The following is a 19,091-nucleotide window of genomic DNA, read 5'->3' as shown; positions in this document are numbered from 1 at the left end:
GACTCGGTGAAAATGCCTGATATTTTTGCTGTAATTGTCCCCCACATTAGACTTAAGTCCAAAAAAGTCTAAAAACAAAAAAGCCAGAAGTGTCCTTCTGGCTTTTTTAATCTATAGCGTGTAATTAGAAGTTATAGATGGCCACCATATTAATACGGTTGTCTTCGCCTGTACGACCGCTAACTGGTTGATCGTCTTCATCTAAAACAGGACCATAGGCTTTACGTTCACCATAGACATATTCTAGACCGAAGCTAAGTGGTTTACGTGGGCTATAGAATATATTGGCCCATGCCTGCCAAAGATCTTTATTCGCAGCACTCTTGTTACTTAAAGCATTAATGTAATCTTGATCATCATCAAAGCTCATATAGCCATAACCCACTGTGCCGCGCAGTTTTTCATTAAACTTCTGGGTCAGACCGACAGTAATCGAATCAAACTCGCTTTGCTCCAGACCATTCGCCCCCTGGATGGCGCCGGTATTGGCAAAAGACACAAAACTGCTATCACCCTTCACATGGTAGTAGTCTGCTTTTAAAGTCGTGCTTGGGGTCACATCATATTTAGCGCCCAAGCCCACACCCCACGCCATTTCTTCATCAGAATTGATGCGTTTTTCATGGCCCATGGCACGTGCGCTCACGCTCATGTTATCGGCGAACTGATGATTTAAGCGCGCAGTTAAAGCCGGTAAACGCTGGGTGATGCTGTTATCTTTTGGGTCTTCAGCAGCCACCACCAGATTGGTTTGCGGGCTGAATTTCGCGGTATAACGCACTTGCGGGGTACGTTTAACTGCGCCACCGGCATAGGCCAAAGCATCGACTGTTTCCGGCATATAATCCGGTACCGCAAAGTTAGACCAGGTTTGACCAATTAACCAGTTGCCATAATTTAAGTAAGCATGACGAATACGTAAGTTATCAAAATTTGAACCGCCCAAGAAGTCGACTTCAATTTTACCTTTTACGTCTTGATCACCCACAGGGCTTTTGAAATCCAAACCTAAACGTGTAGCAGAAAGCGTTGATCTTAAACGATCACTACTTTCATTATTGCCTTCTAACGCTACGGCATTAATATGGTTATATGGCAAATCTCGGCTACTGCCCTCAACCTGATAAGAACCATCCATACGGACGTTTCCATACAGGTTAAATTCAGCATTACCCAGCGTCATACCCAAGCCGCGCTTTTCAGTGCTGGCTTTTTGTGCAACAGGTGGTTGTACCGCAGTATTGGCAAGTTGGTTTAAATTCGCTTGAACCGTTTGATTTTGTTGAGCATATTGATGAACAAGTGCTTTCAGTTGTTGCACTTCCTGACGAAGCTGCTCAACTTCCTGGCTGCTTTGCGCATTGGCCATTACACTCATTGTTAAACCGACAGCAATTACTAAAGGTTTGATCATCATTGTTTTCATGGGCACACTTATCCTGTGACTATCCGTTTTTGTCGTTCCTGACAAAGTTTCATTGTTTTAAAGTTTGGCTAGCCTGAAGAACTCAAGCTAGCGGTTTGCTCAGAGATTAATGTGCAGAGCTTTTGACTGCTTTGACATTGCTGTTGGCGAAGCTTTCCTGCTTGGCTTTGGCACCATCTACCGAGACTTTCAGATTTACCATAAAGATCGCTACGGCTGCAATTAGACCAGGGATGGCAATCATCATGAAATTCATCTGGTGTGGCAGGTTTAAAGTCAGCAGTGCACCAGTCAGCACAGGCCCGACAATCGCGCCGATCCGGCCAATTCCAGAGGCCCAACCCATACCGGTTGAACGTACTGTAGTCGGGTAAAACTGTGCGACGAAAGTATATAGTAAAATTTGGGATCCAATGGTGGCTGCACCGGCAATGGCAATTAAGGTATACAGTACTGGCTGTGGACTGTTAAAGCCAAGCAGGATTAGCGCAATTGCCCCCACGGTGAACATAATGGTCAATACCGGTTTCAGATGGAAACGATCTGACAAGGCACCGCCACCAATTGCACCGACCATACCGCCAATATTCAGCGCGAACAGGAACAGCATACTTGCACCGAGTGAATAACCGGCCTGAATCATCAGTTTTGGTAACCAGCTGCCCAATGCATAGACCATTAACAGACACATGAAGAACGCAACCCAGAACATTAAGGTACTGAAGGTACGACCTTGCTGGAACAGTGCACGTAATGGGGCTTCATCACCGGCCATCACTTCATTCAGCACAAACTGGGTATTTGGCGCAATATTCTGTTCTGGAGCAATTTTCTGTACAAAGGTGCGGACCTGTTCTGTTTCACCTTTTTTGGTGAGGAACATCAGGGATTCTGGCAAGAATTTCCACAGCAGCGGTAACAGCAATAATGGTGTACCGGCTAGGTAGAACATGATTTTCCAGCCATAATCTGCCACCAGCCATGCACCTAACAAGGCAGAGGTCATCCCGCCAATGGCATAGCCACTGAACATCACGGCAACCAGAGTACTCCGAATCCGTTTTGGTGCGTATTCGGTCATCAGTGCCACCACGTTTGGCATCACACCGCCAATGCCTAAACCGGCAAGGAAACGTAAAATACCAAACTCAATCGGGTTACTGGCAAAAGCACCGAGGAAGGTAAAGCCACTGAAAATGGCCACACAGATCATAATGGTCTTTTTTCGGCCCAGTTTATCGGAGAGCGTTCCGAAACTCATGGCACCGAACATCATCCCGAATAGTGCAGTACTGGCCAATAGCCCTGCCTCTACCGCACCAAGTGACCATTCCTGCATCAATAGTGGTAAAGCCACCCCGTAAATAACCAGGTCATAGCCGTCGAAGATAATAATTAATAAACACCATAAAAGTACGCCCCAGTGAAATGGCGTAAATTTCGCGTTATCAACCACCGTATTGATGTTTACTGAATCTGTTGTATTCACGATAAGCCTCCTGCTTGTGAAACCGTCCAAATTTTTGTAAACAATGACCCAATGCGTTATTTTTGTCCAAAACCGATTGCATATATATTCATACCTAAAAAGTTAGGCGAAAAAATTAGTTTTATAAACAATTGTTTATGTTTTAAACAATCTATCTTTATGTAAGAAATATAAATTAAAGTTTAATTTAAGCTGTGAAACATAAAAAAAAGGTCTGAACAAAAGCGCGCCGTTCAGACCTGTTGCAACTTTATCTATATAAAGGATGGAAAGAGCTAAACTTCAACGCCCTTAAATTACAGTACGATCATATTTAATCGCTTCCAGATCATAGACCTGATAAATACTGTCAAACAGCGAGCGGATATCTTCGCTTTCATCCATACTGCGAATCGCCAGGAAAATCGGGCTTTTAGCAGCATCATCGAGTAAAGGAATATAGTTCAAATGCGGCAACTGTATGGTACGCGCGCTTTCCGGGACTATGCACATGCCTTCACCAGCAGCCACCAGCCCCAAAGCCAGCTGAATTTCACGCACTTCTTTTAAACTGCGTGGCTCCAGACTGTATTCGGAAAACAGGCCGCGCACCTGGGTCGAAAAATTCGGTTTAGGATGGTTTGGATAGAGAAAAATATTTTCTTCGACAATATCTGAAAGGTATATACCCTGCCGCTTTGTTGCAAATATATGACTGTCATGCACTGCCACCATGAGCGGTTCTTCACGTAATAAAATACGTCGAATGGCCGGATCGGAAATGCGTAAACGACCAAATCCGACATCTATACGACCTTCCTTTAAGGCCTGAATCTGGTTGGTGGTGGTCATTTCAACCAGTTCTATCTTTAAATTAGGATGTTGTTGGCGGAATAAATAGACTATTCTGGGGAGTAAACCATAAAGTAAAGAGCCCACAAAACCAATGGTCACGGTTTTCTCGACCATTCCCACCCGCTTGGTCATGGTTTTGATCTCTTCCGCATTAGACAAAAGTTTTACGGCATGCTGATAGAAAAATTGGCCTGCCGGAGTGGTCTGTAATGGGCGGCTACCGCGCTCAAATAGCTGAATTCCAAGCTCACTTTCCAGATTTTGGATCTGACGGCTTAAAGGTGGTTGCGCAATAAACAGTTTTTCAGCTGCTTTGGTAAAACTCTGTTCTTCTACCACAGCAACAAAGTATCTGAGATGTCTAAGTTCCATACCCTTTCCATACCTTTAGAATATAATAAAATGCCAAAATGATCTTCGACAGTGCGTTTCTATTCTTTTAAGGTATATCACATCAGATGCACAACGCAAGATTGCGAAGAGTAAAGTGATGTATAAATCCATTGAAACCATGCTTGTCGAGATTCCGACCATTCGTCCACACAAAATGGCGGTGGCGACAATGCAGACGCAAACCCTGGTATTGGTAAAGATCTCCACAGACGATGGTTTTGTGGGCTGGGGCGAAGCAACCACAATTGGTGGATTAGGCTACGGTGAAGAAAGCCCAGAAAGCGTAAAAACCAATATTGATACTTACTTCGCACCTTTACTAAAAACATTGGCTGGTTTAAACTTTGCACAAACCATGCGCGCCCTGAAAAAGAATATTAACGGCAACCGTTTTGCTAAATGTGCCATCCAGACTGCTTTACTGGACATTCAGGCACAGCGCCTCGGTTTACCACTGAGTGAAATTCTTGGTGGCCGTTTACGTGACAGCGTTCCTGTTCTTTGGGTATTGGCTTCAGGCAATACTGAAAAAGACATCGCTGAAGCGCAGAAGATGATTGAAATCAAACGTCACAATGTGTTCAAGCTGAAAATCGGTTCTCGTCCGGTTGAAGAAGATGTTGAACACGTGCTGGCAATCAAAAAAGCATTAGGCAAAGACGTTTCTATTCGTGTTGACGTCAACCGTGCCTGGTCAGAGCTTGAAGCCATTAAAGGTATTCAGCTGCTGCAAGATGGCGGTGTTGACCTGATTGAACAGCCATGCGGCATTGAAAACCTCGATGCGATGCGTCGCCTCACCCGCCGTTTCGATATTGCCATTATGGCAGACGAATCGTTAATGGGTCCAAACAGCGCTTACCAGATTGCCCGTAACAATGGCGCATCAGTTTTCGCAGTGAAAGTTGCACAATCTGGTGGTCTAATCGAAGGATGTGAGGTTGGCAAAATTGCCAAGCTGGCCAATATCGACCTGTACGGCGGCACCATGCTGGAAGGCCCGGTGGGAACCATTGCTTCAGCGCATGTGTTCTCGACGTTTGAAAGTCTGGCTTACGGCACCGAACTGTTTGGTCCATTGCTACTGACGGAAGAAATTTTAAAAACACCATTGCAATATCAAAACTTTGAATTGGTGTTACCAACCACTGCCGGTTTAGGTATTGAACTGGATGAAGACAAGCTTGACCGCTTACGTCGTCAATAAAGGAGCTAGACATGCTTTTTCACGTACGCATGGATGTCAATATTCCACTCGATATGCCAGCTGAACGCGCTAATGAAATTAAAGCCGTTGAAAAGGCATATTCGCAGGAATTACAGCGCCAAGGTAAATGGCGTCATATCTGGCGCATTACAGGCCAGTATTCAAACATCAGTATTTTTGATGTTGAAAGCAACGAAGAACTGCACAACCTGCTGCAAGGTCTGCCGTTGTATCCATACATGAATATTGAAGTGATGGCGCTTAACCGCCACCCATCTTCTGTCCGTGATGATGACACCTGATTCACAGTTCATATCGGTATTTTAAGAATTTAAAGCCGCTATCGGGGTAGCGACTTTAGAAGTCCAAAGGGTAAATAAACAAGGATTGTGGCCAGCCAGATCAGCCAGCCAAACAAGCATTCAGGCAGCCACGACAACTATATACATACATTCAAGGAGTAATTGTATGGATCGTCAAACAATTGAAAACGTAGTTAAGGCTTGTAACGTGGACACTTCAGAAGGTCCAGTAAATGCACGTGTACAACAGGTACTTGTTCGTTTAGTTACAGATTTATTCCAAGCGATTGAAGACTTAGATTTAAGCCAATCAGAAGTTTGGAAAGGTATTGAAACTATCATTGATATTGCAAAAGCTGATGAGTTTGCATTGATGGGTTCTGCTGTAGGTCTTGAACACTTCCTAGACTTACGTGCTGACGAAGCTGACGCGAAAGCAGGCTTGACTGGTGGTACGCCACGTACAATTGAAGGTCCATTGTATGTTGCAGGTGCGCCTGAATCTACTGGTTTTGCTCGTATGGACGATGGTTCTGAAGAAGGCAAAATCCCGACTTTAATCATTGAAGGTACAGTAACTGACACTGACGGCAACATCATTCCTGGTGCTAAAGTTGAAGTATGGCATGCAAACAGCCACGGTAACTATTCATTCTTTGATAAGTCACAAAGCCACTTCAACCTACGTCGCTCAATCTTAGCTGACGAAAAAGGTCAATATGTTGCTCAAACAACTATGCCTGTAGGTTATGGCTTAAACCCTGAAGGTCCACTTCAAGGTGTATTGAACCAAATCTCTCGTCACGGTCAACGTCCAGCTCACGTGCACTACTTCATCTCTGCACCTGGCTACCGTAAGCTTACGACTCAGTTCAACATCGAAGGTGATAAATACCTTTGGGACGACTTCGCATTCGGTACTCGTGAAGGTCTAGTTGCTGAAGCTGTAGACGTAACTGACGAAGCTGAAATCGCACGTCGTGGTTTGAAAGGTCCTTTCAAATACATCCAATTCAACGTTGTTCTTCAGAAAGATAAAGAAGGCGCTCCTTCTACTGAAGTTGAACGTCGCCGCGCAAGCGCATAATTTGAATGGAATCGGGATGTAATCATTAGATTCATCCCGATGACTTCCCCTCCTTGGAAAGTCGGAGAAAGGACATGCCTCGTATTCCTGTAATTAACACCAGCCACTTAGACCGCATTGATGAGCTATTGGTTGATGATTTTGAATCTGGTGAATTTAAACTACACCGTTCAGTATTCACAGACCAAGCCCTGTTTGACCTAGAAATGAAATACATTTTTGAAGGCAACTGGGTTTATTTGGCACACGAAAGCCAAATTCCAAACAACAATGACTACTACACCACTTACATGGGCCGTCAGCCAATCATCATTGCACGTAACCGTCAAGGTGAACTGAATGCCATGATCAATGCGTGTTCACACCGTGGTGCACAGTTATGTCGTTACAAGCGTGGTAACAAAGCAACTTATACTTGCCCATTCCACGGTTGGACTTTCAACAACTCTGGTAAGTTGTTAAAAGTGAAAGACCCTGCCGATGCGGGTTATTCAGATTGCTTCAATAAAGACGGTTCACACGACTTGAAAAAAGTTGCCCGTTTTGAAAGCTATAAAGGTTTCTTGTTCGGTAGCTTAAACCCGGATGTTCCACCACTAGAAGAATATCTTGGCGAAGCCACCAAAATTATTGACATGATCGTGGGTCAGTCTGACCAGGGTCTGGAAGTATTACGCGGCTCATCAACCTATACCTATGAAGGTAACTGGAAGCTGACTGCTGAAAACGGTGCCGATGGTTACCACGTATCTGCAGTACACTGGAACTACGCTGCAACAACTCAGCAACGTAAAGAAAAAGAAGCTGGCGACAATATTCGTGCTATGAGTGCAGGTTCATGGGGCAAACAAGGCGGTGGTTCTTACGGCTTTGAAAATGGTCACATGCTGCTTTGGACACAATGGGCCAACCCGGAAGACCGTCCAAACTTTGCCAAAAAAGATGAATATACCGAGAAATTCGGTGCGCCAATGGCGAAATGGATGATCGAGCGTTCCCGTAACCTGTGTATCTATCCAAACGTGTACTTCATGGATCAGTTCGGTTCACAAATTCGTGTGTTACGTCCGCTGTCTGTAGATAAGACTGAAGTGACTATTTACTGTATCGCACCTGTGGGTGAAGAGCCAGAAGCACGCGCACGCCGTATCCGTCAATACGAAGATTTCTTTAACGCATCAGGTATGGCAACCCCAGACGATCTTGAAGAATTCCGTGCATGTCAGGCAGGTTATGCCGGTATTGCCCTGGAATGGAACGACATGAGCCGTGGTGCCAAACACTGGATCCAAGGTCCAGACGATGCAGCCAACGAAATTGGTTTAAAACCAAAACTTTCAGGTATTAAAACTGAAGACGAAGGTTTATACCTTGCTCAACACGAATTCTGGCTCAAACTTATGAAAAAAGCGATTGCTGACGAGAAAGAGCTTGCTGCAACTGAAGGAGAAAACGCATGAGCGACATCACTTTAGAAAAAGTTGCACAGTTCCTTTATCAAGAAGCTCGCTTTTTAGATGATGAACAATGGGATGAGTGGTTACAGTGCTACGCTCCTACTGCTTCTTTCTGGATGCCAGCTTGGGATGACGATGACCAATTAACTACAGATCCACAGTCTGAAATCTCTTTGATTTACTACCCAGACCGTCAAGGTTTGGAAGACCGTGTGTTCCGTATCAAAACTGAACGTTCGTCTGCAACCATGCCAGACACACGTACGAGCCACAACATCAACAACATCGAAATTGTTGAACGTGATGGCGATAAAGTGACTGTACGTTTTAACTGGAACACCTTAAGTTTCCGTTACAAAACCAACTACAGCTACTTTGGTATGTCACGCTACGAAATCGACTTTTCTGGCGACAAACCACAAATTTTAAGCAAGTACGTGGTGCTGAAAAACGATTACATCAACCAAGTAATCGACATTTATCACCTCTAAGACTGTATTGATTTACAGCTAGGTAAAAACCTTTCAGCCAGATGGAATTTTGGCTGAAAGGTCAAGTTTTAAAGATTTCTATAGGATATTCAGCCATGTCAAACCACAATGTTGCACTTCAATTTGAAGATGGCGTTACACGTTTTATTTCTGTTACAGATGGTGAAACACTGTCAGACGCAGCTTACCGTCAAAAGATCAATATTCCTTTGGACTGCCGTGACGGTGCATGTGGAACGTGCCGTGCGTTTTGTGAATCAGGTTCGTATGACATGCCTGAAGAAACTTATATTGAAGATGCATTGACACCAGAAGAAGCTGAACAAGGCTATATTCTTGCATGCCAATGTAAACCAACTTCAGACGCAGTATTCCAAATTCAAGCCACTTCTGATGTATGTAAAACTGAAATTCATGCATTTGAAGGTACATTGGCACGTGTTGAAAACTTATCTGACTCGACTATTACCTTTGATATTCAGTTAGATGAAGGTCAACCAGATATTCACTTCCTTGCAGGTCAATATGTGAATGTGGGTATTCCAGGCACAACAGAAACTCGTTCGTATTCTTTCAGCTCTAAGCCTGGCAACCGCTTAACTGGCTTTGTGGTACGTAACGTACCAAACGGCAAAATGAGCGAATTCTTAAGCCAAAACGCTAAAGCTGGCGACAAAATGACCTTTACGGGTCCATTTGGTAGCTTCTACTTACGTAATGTAGCACGCCCTGTGGTGATGTTAGCGGGTGGTACGGGTATTGCACCATTTATGTCTATGCTGCAAGTGCTTGAAGAAAAAGGTTCTGAGCACCCTGTACGTTTAGTCTTTGGTGTGACCAATGACTTTGACTTGGTTGCAATTGAAAAATTAAACGAACTACAAGAAAAATTCTCTTGGTTCGAGTACCGCACTGTTGTGGCAAATCCAGAATCTGCACACGAGCGTAAAGGTTACGTGACTGGCCATATCGAAAACGAATGGCTCAACGGTGGTGATGTAGACATCTACCTATGTGGTCCAGTGCCAATGGTAGAAGCGGTACGTGGCTGGTTAGATGCAGAAGGTGTTAAACCTGCAAGCTTCCTATTTGAAAAATTCTCTGCCAACTAAGTTTGTTAGACAGTCTAGAAACATAGTCGGAGAATACAATGAATCGCTCAAAAAGATTTGAAAACAAAGTTGTAATCGTGACTGGTGCTGCTCAAGGCATTGGTCGCGGTGTGGCTTTACAAGTGGCTAGCGAAGGCGCACAAGTAGTCATGGCTGACCTTTCTCCTTATGTAGAAGAAGTGTTGGCTGAAATTGAAGAGCTTGGTGGCGATGCTGTTACTGTAAAAGCCAATCTTGAAACTTTTGCAGGTGCAGAATCTGTCGTTGCAAAAGCACTCGATACCTATGGCCGTGTAGATGTACTCATCAACAACGTCGGTGGTGCAATCTGGATGAAACCTTTCCAAGAATTTTCTGAAGAAGAAATTATCAAGGAAGTGAATCGTTCATTGTTCCCAACCCTATGGTGCTGCCGTGCCGTGTTGCCAGAAATGATTAAGAATCAAAAAGGTACGATTGTAAACGTATCTTCTATTGCAACACGTGGTATTAACCGTGTGCCGTATTCGGCTTCAAAAGGTGGTGTGAATGGCTTAACCGCTTCCCTTGCCTTTGAACACGCCAAAGACGGTATTCGCGTCAATGCAATTGCCACAGGCGGCACTGAAGCACCACCACGCAAAGTACCACGTAATGCCAACCCGCTTTCTGAATCAGAACAAGCGTGGATGCAAGAAGTGGTAGATCAAACAATTGATCGTACTTTCTTGGGGCGCTACGGCACCATTCAGGAACAAGTGAATGCGATTTTATTCCTTGCTTCTGATGAATCATCGTACATGACAGGTACGGTTGTACCTGTAGGTGGTGGTGATCAGGGTTAACCTGATCATCTTTTTTGTACAGGATCATTGCCAGACTTGCACGGAGGCAAACAATGAGTCACCTGTTAGATACCTTAAGAAAAGACTGGTCCTTATCAGCCACAGTTGCAGGATTTTTAGCTGTACTGATTTCCTATGCCGGTCCTTTAATCATCTTCTTCCAGGCAGCCCAACAGGCTCAAGTGTCCAATGCCATGATGATTTCATGGATTTGGGGCATTTCTATTGGCGCAGCCGTTGCCGGTATCTTCCTTTCAATTAAATTCAAAGTTCCGGTGGTCACCGCCTGGTCGGCACCCGGAACGGCCTTGCTGGTCACCCTCTTTCCTGATATTTCCCTGAACGAAGCCGTTGCAGCCTACATCACCTCAGCCGTGGTGATTTTCATTATTGGGATTACCGGTTATTTCGACAAATTGCTGGCCTTAATTCCGCAAGCAGTTGCAGCAGGCATGATGGCCGGCATTTTGTGCCAGTTTGGCTTTGGTCTGTTTACCGCCAGTAACAACATGCCGTTTATTGTATTTGGCATGTTGCTGGTGTTCTTACTGGCCAAACGTTTTAGTCCGCGCTATGCCATGCTGTATGTACTATTGACCGGAATTGGCCTGAGCCTGTTGCTCGGCACCATGAATCCGGTCGAAATGAGTTTTAGCCTGGCAGTGCCGCAGTTTATTGCGCCGGAATGGACCTGGAACTCGACCCTTAACCTGGCCTTACCGCTGATTTTAGTCAGCCTGTCTGGTCAGTTTCTACCGGGGATGGCCATTTTAAAGCTCAGTGGCTACGACACGCCGGCTAAACCCATTATTACCACCACCAGTATCGCTTCGCTGGCGGTGGCGTGTGTTGGCGGGATCACTATTGTCCTGGCCTCAATTACCGCCGCGCTGTGCATGGGCAAAGACGCGCATGAACTGAAAGAAAAGCGCTATATCGCCGGGATTGCCAACGGCCTGTTCTACATTTTAGGCGGTTTATTTGCCGGCAGCATTGTGATGCTGTTTAGCCTGCTCCCGAAAGAATTGGTGGCAGCATTGGCCGGTCTGGCACTTCTAGGAGCCATTGGCATCAATTTAAATGCCGCCATGCATCAGGAAAACCAGCGTGACGCAGCACTTATTACCTTCCTGGCAACTGCATCGGGTATGCAGTTTTTAGGTCTCAGCTCAGTTTTTTGGGGAATTTGTCTGGGTATTCTGGCTCATGTCATTTTAAGCAGAACCGGTTTATCAGGACTGACCTCACCTTCAAGCCCAAGCAAAAGCATGGGTCAATGAAGTTTGTTTGACTAGGAAACAACTATGATTGATAAAAGCTCAGCATCTTTAAAAGATGTGCTCTCTCAAATTAAAGATGGTTCAACCATCATGATTGGTGGTTTCGGTACAGCAGGTCAGCCTGCTGAACTGATTGATGGCCTGATTGAACTGGGCATCAAGGATTTGGTCATCGTCAATAACAATGCCGGTAATGGCGACTACGGTTTGGCCAAATTACTCAAAGCAGGCGCTGTACGTAAAATCATCTGCTCGTTCCCTCGTCAGTCTGACTCTTATATTTTTGATGAACTGTATCGTGCTGGCAAAATCGAGCTGGAACTGGTGCCGCAAGGTAACCTGGCTTGCCGTATTCAGGCTGCAGGTATGGGTTTAGGCCCAATCTACACCCCAACTGGCTTTGGTACTTTACTGGCTGAAGGTAAACCGACCTTAAATTACGAAGGCAAAGAATTCGTTCTGGAAAACCCGATTAAAGCCGATTTTGCTTTAATTAAAGCCTACAAAGGCGACCGTTGGGGCAACCTGGTGTACCGTAAATCTGCTCGTAACTTTGGCCCGATTATGGCCATGGCGGCAGATGTCACCATTGCACAGGTCGCAGAAGTGGTTGAACTGGGTGAGCTTGATCCTGAGCACATCATCACTCCGGGTATTTTTGTACAGCATGTGGTGTCAGTTGCTGCCAAACAGCCTGAACAATCAGCATAAATACGTGAAGGAGAACACGATGAGCTATACCAAATTAACACGTGACCAGATTGCTGAACGCGTTGCCCAAGACATTCCAGATGGTGCCTATGTCAACCTCGGGATTGGCCTGCCAACCAAAATTTCAAACTACCTGCCTGCAGATAAAGATGTATTCCTGCATTCTGAAAACGGTTTATTGGCCTTTGGTCCAAAACCTGCGCCAGGTGAAGAAGATCCGGAACTGATCAATGCCGGTAAAGAATATGTAACCATGCTAACCGGTGGCTGTTTCTTCCATCATGGAGATTCTTTCGCGATGATGCGTGGCGGTCACTTGGACATCGCCGTATTGGGTGCCTTCCAGATTGCAGAAAATGGTGACCTGGCCAACTGGCATACTGGTGCCCCAGATGCAATTCCTGCAGTAGGTGGTGCAATGGACCTTGCAGTTGGTGCCAAGAAAGTCTTTATCACTACCGATCACGTGACTAAAAAAGGCGAGCCGAAAATTGTAGCGGAGCTGAGCTATCCAGCAACTGGCCTGAAATGTGTAGATCGTATTTATACCGACCTGTGCGTGATTGATGTGACTGCTGAAGGCATGAAAGTGATTGAGAAAGTTGACGGTCTGTCATTTGAAGAGCTGCAATCCCTGACCGGTGCGAAGCTGATTGATGCGACACAGGGTTAAGTAATCCCTCCCAACCTCCCTGAGCGAGTTTTAAAGCACGGCTTTAAAAACTCAGCGCAAGCAAGGGAGGAAAAGTCCCCCTTTTTTAAAGGGGGATTTAGGGGGATTAAAAAAGAATTTAGGAAACAGAAAAAATGAAAAACGCATATATCATTGATGCTATTCGCACCCCATTCGGTCGCTACGCAGGTGGACTTGCTCCTGTACGTACAGATGACCTGGGTGCCATTCCCATTCAGGCGCTGATGGAGCGTAACCCAAGTGTTAACTGGGAAAAAGTAGATGACGTGATCTACGGCTGTGCCAACCAGGCCGGCGAAGACAACCGTAACGTGGGTCGTATGTCTGCGCTATTAGCGGGTGTGCCGCATCAGGTGCCTGCAACAACTTTAAACCGTTTATGTGGTTCATCACTGGATGCGGTTGCCATGGCGGCGCGTACCATTAAAGCCGGTGAAGCACATCTGATTGTGGCGGGTGGTGTAGAAAGCATGTCACGTGCACCATTTGTGATGGGTAAATCTGAATCTGCCTATGGCCGTAGCCAGAAAATTGAAGACACCACCATGGGCTGGCGCTTCATTAACCCGAAACTGAAAGAAATGTATGGTGTTGAAACCATGCCACAAACTGCAGAAAACGTGGCAGAACAGTTCAACATTAACCGTGAAGATCAGGACAAGTTTGCGTTTGAAAGCCAGCAACGTACCGCTGCCGCACAAGCCAAAGGTTTCTTTAAAAATGAAATCGTACCTGTAGTGATTCCACAGCGTAAAGGCGAACCAGTTGTGGTCGATACCGATGAGCATCCACGTGCATCAACCACGTTAGAAGGTTTGGCCAAGCTAAAACCTGTGGTCAAAGCCGATGGTACTGTGACTGCCGGTAATGCCTCAGGTATTAACGATGGTGCAGCAGCATTATTAATTGCCTCTGATGAAGCGGTAGCGGAATACGGTTTAAAACCACGTGCCAAAATTATTGGTGCAACAGTAGTCGGTGTAGAACCACGCATTATGGGCTTTGGTCCAGCACCAGCCATTAAAAAACTGTTGGCCCAAACCGGTCTGACGTTAGAGCAGATGGATGTGATTGAGCTAAACGAAGCTTTTGCTGCTCAAGCACTGGCGTGTACCCGTGACCTTGGTCTGGAAGATGGTGCCGCGAAAGTGAACCCGAATGGTGGCGCCATTTCACTGGGTCATCCACTCGGTGCATCAGGTGCGCGTCTGGTCACCACGGCCCTGAACCAGCTGGAAGCCACTGGCGGCAAATATGGCCTGTGCTCAATGTGTATTGGTGTCGGTCAAGGCATCGCTTTGATTATTGAACGCGTTTAAAGATACGATAACAAATTAAATTTCCCCTCCCTTTTTTAAAGGGAGGTCGGGAGGGATTCAATGCCAACATTTACATCTCAAGATGCTGAAATTAATTACCAAACCTTTGGTGATGCGACAAAACCTGCGCTGGTATTTTCTAACTCGCTAGGTACTAACTTTAAAATGTGGCAACCGCAAATTGACCACTTCCAGCAGGACTTTTTTGTCATTTGCTATGACACCCGTGGTCACGGCGCATCTTCTGCTCCACAAGGTCCCTATACGCTTGACCAGCTCGGCCAAGACGTGGTGAATCTGCTCGATCATTTAAATATTGAAAAAGCAGCCTTCTGTGGGATTTCGATGGGTGGTTTGACCGGTCAGTGGCTGGCAATTAACAAGCCTGAACGTTTTAGCCATGTTGTGGTCTGTAATACAGCCGCTAAAATTGGTCAGGAACAGGCCTGGAATGAGCGTGCCGCTCTGGTCCGTGAACAAGGTTTGACCCCTATTGCATCAACGGCGGCCGGTCGTTGGTTTACCGAACCCTTTATCCAAAGTAACGCAGCAACTGTAACGACTCTTTCAAACGACCTGGGAGCTGGCAGCCCTGAGGGTTATGCAAGCTGCTGCGAAGCTTTGGCTAAAGCGGATGTACGTGAACAGTTAAAAGACATTCAGGTACCGGTACTCATCGTTGCTGGTCAGCAAGACCCAGTAACAACCGTAGCCGATGGTGAATTTATGCAGCAACGCATTGCCAATGCTGAACTGTTTGAAATTAATGCTTCGCATATTTCCAATATCGAACAGCCAGAAGCCTTTAATCAGGCGGTACAGGCGTTTATTCAACGTTAAACCCAGCTCGGTTGAAAGCATTTAAAAAAGATAATCTCCGGATTATCTTTTTTTGTTTTAGGCAATTTTTAAAAAGATTGATGATTCTACTGAGATGTCCTGCCCATCTACTTCAACTTTAAGCCCAGATCACCAGCATCGCGGCAATCACCACCAGTACCAAGCCCAGATGATCGGTTCGGGCCAGTTTTTCCTTAAAGAAAAAGGCAGAAATCAGCAAGCTAAATAGAATTTCAATCTGTCCCAAAGTTTTGACCAAGGCCACAGTCTGCATACTCATGGCACTAAACCAGCCAAGGGAGGCCAGAAAACTGCAAATACTCACCTTAAAGGTCAGTCCCAGTCGCTGCCACATGGCCTGTAAGGTATGCCGGCTAAACAGCCCCAAATACAACAACATGCTGATACATTGCAGCCCGATCACAAAACATAATACCCAGCCGGCACGATGTAAAAAGGGTAAATTCTCCAGTTCCAGACTCGCTTCACGCACCAGCAGTGAGGTAATGGCAAAACTGAGACCACTGCCCACCCCAATCGCCAACGTGCTGACAGAAAGCTTGGTATTGGCCGGCCCTTTACTGAGTAAAAAGACTGCCACGCCGCCTAATACGACGCCAACCCAGCCCAGCAGACTTAAATATTCGCCCAGTAGTGCCACGCCAATTAAAGCCGCCAGAATCGCCTCGCTTTTGGCCAGTCCGACCCCAATGGCATAGTTTTTCTGCTTGAACAGCTGCACCATGAGAATGGTGGCCAGAATCTGGCAAAAAGCCGCCACAGCAATATACAGCCAGAATTTCCCGCTAAAGCTAACCGGCGTTGCGGCAGGCTGCTGCAGATATAAAAAACTCAAATAACCGACCGCAAACGGCAAGGCAAAAATAAAGCGTGCAAGCGTGACGCCATAAACGTCGACCGTCATGCTGAGCTGTTTTTGAAAGGCATTGCGCCAGGCCTGCATAAATGCAGCCATCAGGGTAAAAAGAATCCAGGTACTGGCCATGCGAGTATGAAAAATATGATCGGGAATAAGGTTTAATCTACTCCTTTCATGGCGCATATTCGACCATTTTTCATTCATTTACCGTGGCTTTGCTGAATAAATCTCCAATTCTGTCTATTTGCAGCTTTTATGTTCCCTTTAATCCGGAATGCGATGACTGCAAGGCACATGCTTGTGGTTTGCATCCACCTGGTTTTTCGACTCAAAATGAGGCTAAGCGACTGATCGCATCAGGCAACTTTGTAAATCTGCTACAATTTTATAGCGGGTTTCAAATACCCTCCTGACTCAATCTATGTTTAGATAAATGGACGTATCCTGCAGGCTGAGGACCAAGAATGAAGTATTTTGAATGTGCGGTATGCCATCAGCAGATTTTTTTTGGTGCCTCATTTTGTGAATATTGCAAGGCGCCCATTGGCTTTGTTGCCTCCGAAAAAGATATGGGCACCTTTCGTAAGGATAGCGAAAATGAATGGGTCAGCCTGAATGAAAGCTATCGTAATCAGAAATTTAAGCCCTGTTTTAATTATAGTCACTATCAGGTCTGCAACTGGATGATTCCTGTCGATGATGAAAATATCTATTGCGAATCCTGCCAGCTTACCCACACCATCCCCAATTTAGATGAACCGGAAAATATCCAGTACTGGCGTTATCTGGAACAGGCTAAACGGCGGTTTTTATATCTGGCGCAGCGCATGAATATTATGCCGCGGCCAAAACGTTCTGAAGATGACCGCTATGGCCTGCGCTATGAATTTTTAATGCCCATGGAAGGCCAACCGGTGCTGACCGGCCACGCCAATGGTCTGATTACCCTCAATGCCATTGAAGCCGATGTGGTGTACCGGGAAACCACGCGCGTAACCATGGGAGAAAACTACCGCACCCTGCTTGGCCATTTTCGCCATGAAAGCGGCCATTATTATTTTGATGTGATGCAAAACCGCCATCCGGAACTGGTCGATGAATTCCGCTACTATTTTGGTGATGAACGTCAGGATTATGGCATGGCACTCAAACGCCATTATGAACAAGGCCCGCCCTCCGACTGGCAGGACAGCTATATCAGCACCTATGCCACCACCCATCCCTGGGAAGACTGGGCTGAAACCTGGGCGCATTATTTGCACATGATGGATACTTTAGAAACCGCCTATTTTGCCGGAATCCGGGTGCAAGGTAACGGCCGTACCCTGGCCAATCTGTACTTTACCGAATGCCCGATTGGCGGCAAGGATATTGAACACATTTTAGAAAACTGGATTGCCCTGACCTTTAATCTGAATGCGCTGAATCGTAGTATCGGGCTGGATGATGCCTATCCGTTTAAGCTGACCGAGCCAGTAAAAGACAAGCTGCGTTTTATTCACCGGCATGTGCTGGATAAAGCTTTTAAATCCAATCAGGCCAGTCATCCTGCTTAAGCTCGCTTTCAATTCCTCGCTTTCAATTCAATGAGATTTGCTACACGATATAGCGTTTACTTAGACCCCATTCGGCCAGAATCCGGCGGTATAAGGCCGAGGAGCGATCTGCCTCAAAATGGGCTTCCATGCTTAAATCCAGCGGCAGCTCTTCCGGTTTCTGGCTTTCCACCATGTCCTGATCTTCGGCAAAAATCTGCGCATTAAAATCGTAAACCGCTTGCAGGTCACCGGTGGTATCAAAATTCCGGGTTAAAGGCACAAATAGCCGGGTTTGATTGGCCGATACCGGACAGCAGGCATTTAAGATTTTCAAGATGCCATCATTCGGAAAATAAATGGTCAAGGTCGCTGCAAAGGGTGGATAAACCTCAAACTCACGCGTCCATAAAAAGCCTTCGGGTGCTAAATGCTGCATGCCATGCGGATAATTGCTGACATTGGAAATATAGATACTTTTCAGACCATAGTCAGTGCGTTCGGTATGATATTTCGGTACCACCGGATTGTTCCGATCCGCAAAGGCCTGATGATGTACCCAGGCAAAATGTGCAACATCAATAAAGCCTTCTAACTGACGGCCGCTGGAACCGGCAATATCCACACTTGGTGGTAAAATGGATTGATGCTCAGCATCTTCCCAAGTATCCAGCACCGGAAAATTGGCTGCCTGTTCATCGCGCCCGAACAGGCTGGTCCAGACCAGACCATATTTCAGCACCACCGGAAACGTGGTCAGGCTAAAACGCTCCAAAATCTGGGTCAGGTCGGGCTGGGCCGGAATTTTGGTGCATTTACCGGCACGGTTATAGTGCAGCCCATGGTAAGGACAGACAATTTCCTCGCCCTCTACCCAGCCTTTGCTTAAAGGCACACCGCGATGCGGGCAAATATCCCGTACCAGCTGGATGTCACCGCTTTCTGTCCGGTACAGCGCCATTTTCACATCCAGTAAAGTCACCTGTTGCGGCTGGCTGCTGACATCCTGAATTCGTGCCACCGGATACCAATGCTGCGCCAGAATATGCCAGTCACTGGCATCAAAGCGGCTGTCATGGGGTTGGGCAAACAGGTTGATTACAGGAATCGCATTCATAGGCTGGCTCACTTTTAAGCTATACAGGGTCAAGAACAAACGGAAATCCGCGGTTTTCTCATGTCGTTTATTGTTAATTTCCTGTTTTAAATG

General features: G+C 46.0%; 18 protein-coding genes. 13 read left to right on the top strand and 5 right to left on the bottom strand.

Features of this window, described 5'->3' with window-relative positions; all coding sequences use genetic code 11:
• Positions 1 to 124 precede the first annotated feature (124 nt).
• The 3 genes from ACPEPR_RS08920 to ACPEPR_RS08910 all read right to left on the bottom strand — a co-directional run bounded on the left by ACPEPR_RS08920 (position 125) and on the right by ACPEPR_RS08910 (position 4,121).
• The gene (locus ACPEPR_RS08920; RefSeq protein WP_423562319.1) at positions 125 to 1,426 is read right to left on the bottom strand and encodes a DcaP family trimeric outer membrane transporter; all 1,302 of its coding nucleotides are present in this window, start codon (positions 1,424 to 1,426) and stop codon (positions 125 to 127) included.
• Between the two features lie 106 nt (positions 1,427 to 1,532).
• A complete protein-coding gene (locus ACPEPR_RS08915; protein WP_005178072.1) occupies positions 1,533 to 2,915 on the bottom strand; it encodes an aromatic acid/H+ symport family MFS transporter in 1,383 nt (460 codons plus the stop codon).
• A gap of 291 nt (positions 2,916 to 3,206) precedes the next feature.
• Positions 3,207 to 4,121, bottom strand: a complete 915-nt coding sequence (locus ACPEPR_RS08910) for a LysR family transcriptional regulator (protein WP_104473128.1) — start codon at positions 4,119 to 4,121, stop codon at positions 3,207 to 3,209.
• A 118-nt stretch (positions 4,122 to 4,239) separates the two neighbouring features.
• Here ACPEPR_RS08910 and ACPEPR_RS08905 point away from each other — a divergent pair, with 118 nt between their 5' ends.
• From ACPEPR_RS08905 to pcaD, 12 genes are all read left to right on the top strand, one after another.
• Positions 4,240 to 5,349 carry a muconate/chloromuconate family cycloisomerase gene (locus ACPEPR_RS08905; RefSeq protein ID WP_016658119.1) on the top strand — a complete coding sequence of 370 codons (1,110 nt, stop codon included), beginning with the start codon at positions 4,240 to 4,242 and terminating at the stop codon, positions 5,347 to 5,349.
• Positions 5,350 to 5,360: 11 nt separating this feature from the next.
• Entirely contained in the window at positions 5,361 to 5,651 is a 291-nt protein-coding gene (gene catC / locus ACPEPR_RS08900) for a muconolactone Delta-isomerase (protein WP_005178078.1), read from the top strand.
• A gap of 166 nt (positions 5,652 to 5,817) precedes the next feature.
• Positions 5,818 to 6,738, top strand: coding sequence for a catechol 1,2-dioxygenase (catA, locus tag ACPEPR_RS08895; protein ID WP_160241302.1), 921 nt, complete (start codon positions 5,818 to 5,820; stop codon positions 6,736 to 6,738).
• A 74-nt stretch (positions 6,739 to 6,812) separates the two neighbouring features.
• A complete protein-coding gene (gene benA / locus ACPEPR_RS08890; RefSeq protein ID WP_160241301.1) occupies positions 6,813 to 8,198 on the top strand; it encodes a benzoate 1,2-dioxygenase large subunit in 1,386 nt (461 codons plus the stop codon).
• On the top strand, positions 8,195 to 8,686 hold the full coding sequence (benB, locus tag ACPEPR_RS08885; protein WP_131261937.1) for a benzoate 1,2-dioxygenase small subunit: 492 nt from the start codon (positions 8,195 to 8,197) through the stop codon (positions 8,684 to 8,686). Before benA ends, benB begins: the two co-directional genes overlap by 4 nt.
• 95 nt (positions 8,687 to 8,781) lie before the next feature.
• Positions 8,782 to 9,798 (top strand): benzoate 1,2-dioxygenase electron transfer component BenC, encoded by a 1,017-nt coding sequence (gene benC, locus ACPEPR_RS08880; protein ID WP_019837573.1) that lies wholly within the window; start codon positions 8,782 to 8,784, stop codon positions 9,796 to 9,798.
• A gap of 38 nt (positions 9,799 to 9,836) precedes the next feature.
• Positions 9,837 to 10,622: a benzoate diol dehydrogenase BenD gene (benD, locus tag ACPEPR_RS08875; protein WP_160241299.1), complete on the top strand. Its 786-nt coding sequence runs from the start codon at positions 9,837 to 9,839 to the stop codon at positions 10,620 to 10,622.
• A gap of 53 nt (positions 10,623 to 10,675) precedes the next feature.
• Entirely contained in the window at positions 10,676 to 11,902 is a 1,227-nt protein-coding gene (gene benE / locus ACPEPR_RS08870) for a benzoate/H(+) symporter BenE (RefSeq protein WP_423562318.1), read from the top strand.
• Between the two features lie 24 nt (positions 11,903 to 11,926).
• Positions 11,927 to 12,613 (top strand): 3-oxoacid CoA-transferase subunit A, encoded by a 687-nt coding sequence (locus ACPEPR_RS08865; protein WP_016658116.1) that lies wholly within the window; start codon positions 11,927 to 11,929, stop codon positions 12,611 to 12,613.
• A gap of 19 nt (positions 12,614 to 12,632) precedes the next feature.
• A complete protein-coding gene (locus ACPEPR_RS08860; RefSeq protein ID WP_016658115.1) occupies positions 12,633 to 13,286 on the top strand; it encodes a 3-oxoacid CoA-transferase subunit B in 654 nt (217 codons plus the stop codon).
• Positions 13,287 to 13,420: 134 nt separating this feature from the next.
• Positions 13,421 to 14,626: a 3-oxoadipyl-CoA thiolase gene (pcaF, locus tag ACPEPR_RS08855; protein WP_163145792.1), complete on the top strand. Its 1,206-nt coding sequence runs from the start codon at positions 13,421 to 13,423 to the stop codon at positions 14,624 to 14,626.
• Positions 14,627 to 14,686: 60 nt separating this feature from the next.
• Entirely contained in the window at positions 14,687 to 15,466 is a 780-nt protein-coding gene (pcaD, locus tag ACPEPR_RS08850) for a 3-oxoadipate enol-lactonase (RefSeq protein ID WP_168390092.1), read from the top strand.
• 118 nt (positions 15,467 to 15,584) lie between these two features.
• Here pcaD and ACPEPR_RS08845 read toward each other — a convergent pair whose 3' ends face one another.
• A complete protein-coding gene (locus ACPEPR_RS08845) occupies positions 15,585 to 16,472 on the bottom strand; it encodes a DMT family transporter (protein WP_005178106.1) in 888 nt (295 codons plus the stop codon).
• 338 nt (positions 16,473 to 16,810) lie between these two features.
• On the opposite strand from ACPEPR_RS08845, the gene ACPEPR_RS08840 reads away from it, so the two are divergent.
• Positions 16,811 to 17,902 carry a zinc-binding metallopeptidase family protein gene (locus tag ACPEPR_RS08840; RefSeq protein ID WP_045794766.1) on the top strand — a complete coding sequence of 364 codons (1,092 nt, stop codon included), beginning with the start codon at positions 16,811 to 16,813 and terminating at the stop codon, positions 17,900 to 17,902.
• A 40-nt stretch (positions 17,903 to 17,942) separates the two neighbouring features.
• Here the strand turns inward: ACPEPR_RS08840 and ACPEPR_RS08835 are convergent, their stop codons facing one another.
• Positions 17,943 to 18,998, bottom strand: coding sequence for a Rieske 2Fe-2S domain-containing protein (locus ACPEPR_RS08835; protein WP_423562337.1), 1,056 nt, complete (start codon positions 18,996 to 18,998; stop codon positions 17,943 to 17,945).
• Positions 18,999 to 19,091: the final 93 nt, after the last annotated feature.

The sequence above is a fragment of the Acinetobacter sp. AND/436 genome, from assembly GCF_049546925.1.
Lineage (GTDB): Bacteria > Pseudomonadota > Gammaproteobacteria > Pseudomonadales > Moraxellaceae > Acinetobacter > Acinetobacter indicus.
This window is presented reverse-complemented; position numbering and strand designations above follow the sequence as displayed.

What these genes read in the sequence shown, in the direction of transcription:
- ACPEPR_RS08920 (WP_423562319.1), bottom strand. Translation starts at nt 1,426, where the DNA reads ATGAAAACAATGATGATCAAACCTTTAGTAATTGCTGTCGGTTTAACA.
- ACPEPR_RS08910 (WP_104473128.1), bottom strand. Translation starts at nt 4,121, where the DNA reads ATGGAACTTAGACATCTCAGATACTTTGTTGCTGTGGTAGAAGAACAG.
- ACPEPR_RS08905 (WP_016658119.1), top strand. Translation starts at nt 4,240, where the DNA reads ATGTATAAATCCATTGAAACCATGCTTGTCGAGATTCCGACCATTCGT.
- catC (WP_005178078.1), top strand. Translation starts at nt 5,361, where the DNA reads ATGCTTTTTCACGTACGCATGGATGTCAATATTCCACTCGATATGCCA.
- catA (WP_160241302.1), top strand. Translation starts at nt 5,818, where the DNA reads ATGGATCGTCAAACAATTGAAAACGTAGTTAAGGCTTGTAACGTGGAC.
- benA (WP_160241301.1), top strand. Translation starts at nt 6,813, where the DNA reads ATGCCTCGTATTCCTGTAATTAACACCAGCCACTTAGACCGCATTGAT.
- benB (WP_131261937.1), top strand. Translation starts at nt 8,195, where the DNA reads ATGAGCGACATCACTTTAGAAAAAGTTGCACAGTTCCTTTATCAAGAA.
- benC (WP_019837573.1), top strand. Translation starts at nt 8,782, where the DNA reads ATGTCAAACCACAATGTTGCACTTCAATTTGAAGATGGCGTTACACGT.
- benD (WP_160241299.1), top strand. Translation starts at nt 9,837, where the DNA reads ATGAATCGCTCAAAAAGATTTGAAAACAAAGTTGTAATCGTGACTGGT.
- benE (WP_423562318.1), top strand. Translation starts at nt 10,676, where the DNA reads ATGAGTCACCTGTTAGATACCTTAAGAAAAGACTGGTCCTTATCAGCC.
- ACPEPR_RS08865 (WP_016658116.1), top strand. Translation starts at nt 11,927, where the DNA reads ATGATTGATAAAAGCTCAGCATCTTTAAAAGATGTGCTCTCTCAAATT.
- ACPEPR_RS08860 (WP_016658115.1), top strand. Translation starts at nt 12,633, where the DNA reads ATGAGCTATACCAAATTAACACGTGACCAGATTGCTGAACGCGTTGCC.
- pcaF (WP_163145792.1), top strand. Translation starts at nt 13,421, where the DNA reads ATGAAAAACGCATATATCATTGATGCTATTCGCACCCCATTCGGTCGC.
- pcaD (WP_168390092.1), top strand. Translation starts at nt 14,687, where the DNA reads ATGCCAACATTTACATCTCAAGATGCTGAAATTAATTACCAAACCTTT.
- ACPEPR_RS08845 (WP_005178106.1), bottom strand. Translation starts at nt 16,472, where the DNA reads ATGGCCAGTACCTGGATTCTTTTTACCCTGATGGCTGCATTTATGCAG.
- ACPEPR_RS08840 (WP_045794766.1), top strand. Translation starts at nt 16,811, where the DNA reads ATGAAGTATTTTGAATGTGCGGTATGCCATCAGCAGATTTTTTTTGGT.
- ACPEPR_RS08835 (WP_423562337.1), bottom strand. Translation starts at nt 18,998, where the DNA reads ATGAATGCGATTCCTGTAATCAACCTGTTTGCCCAACCCCATGACAGC.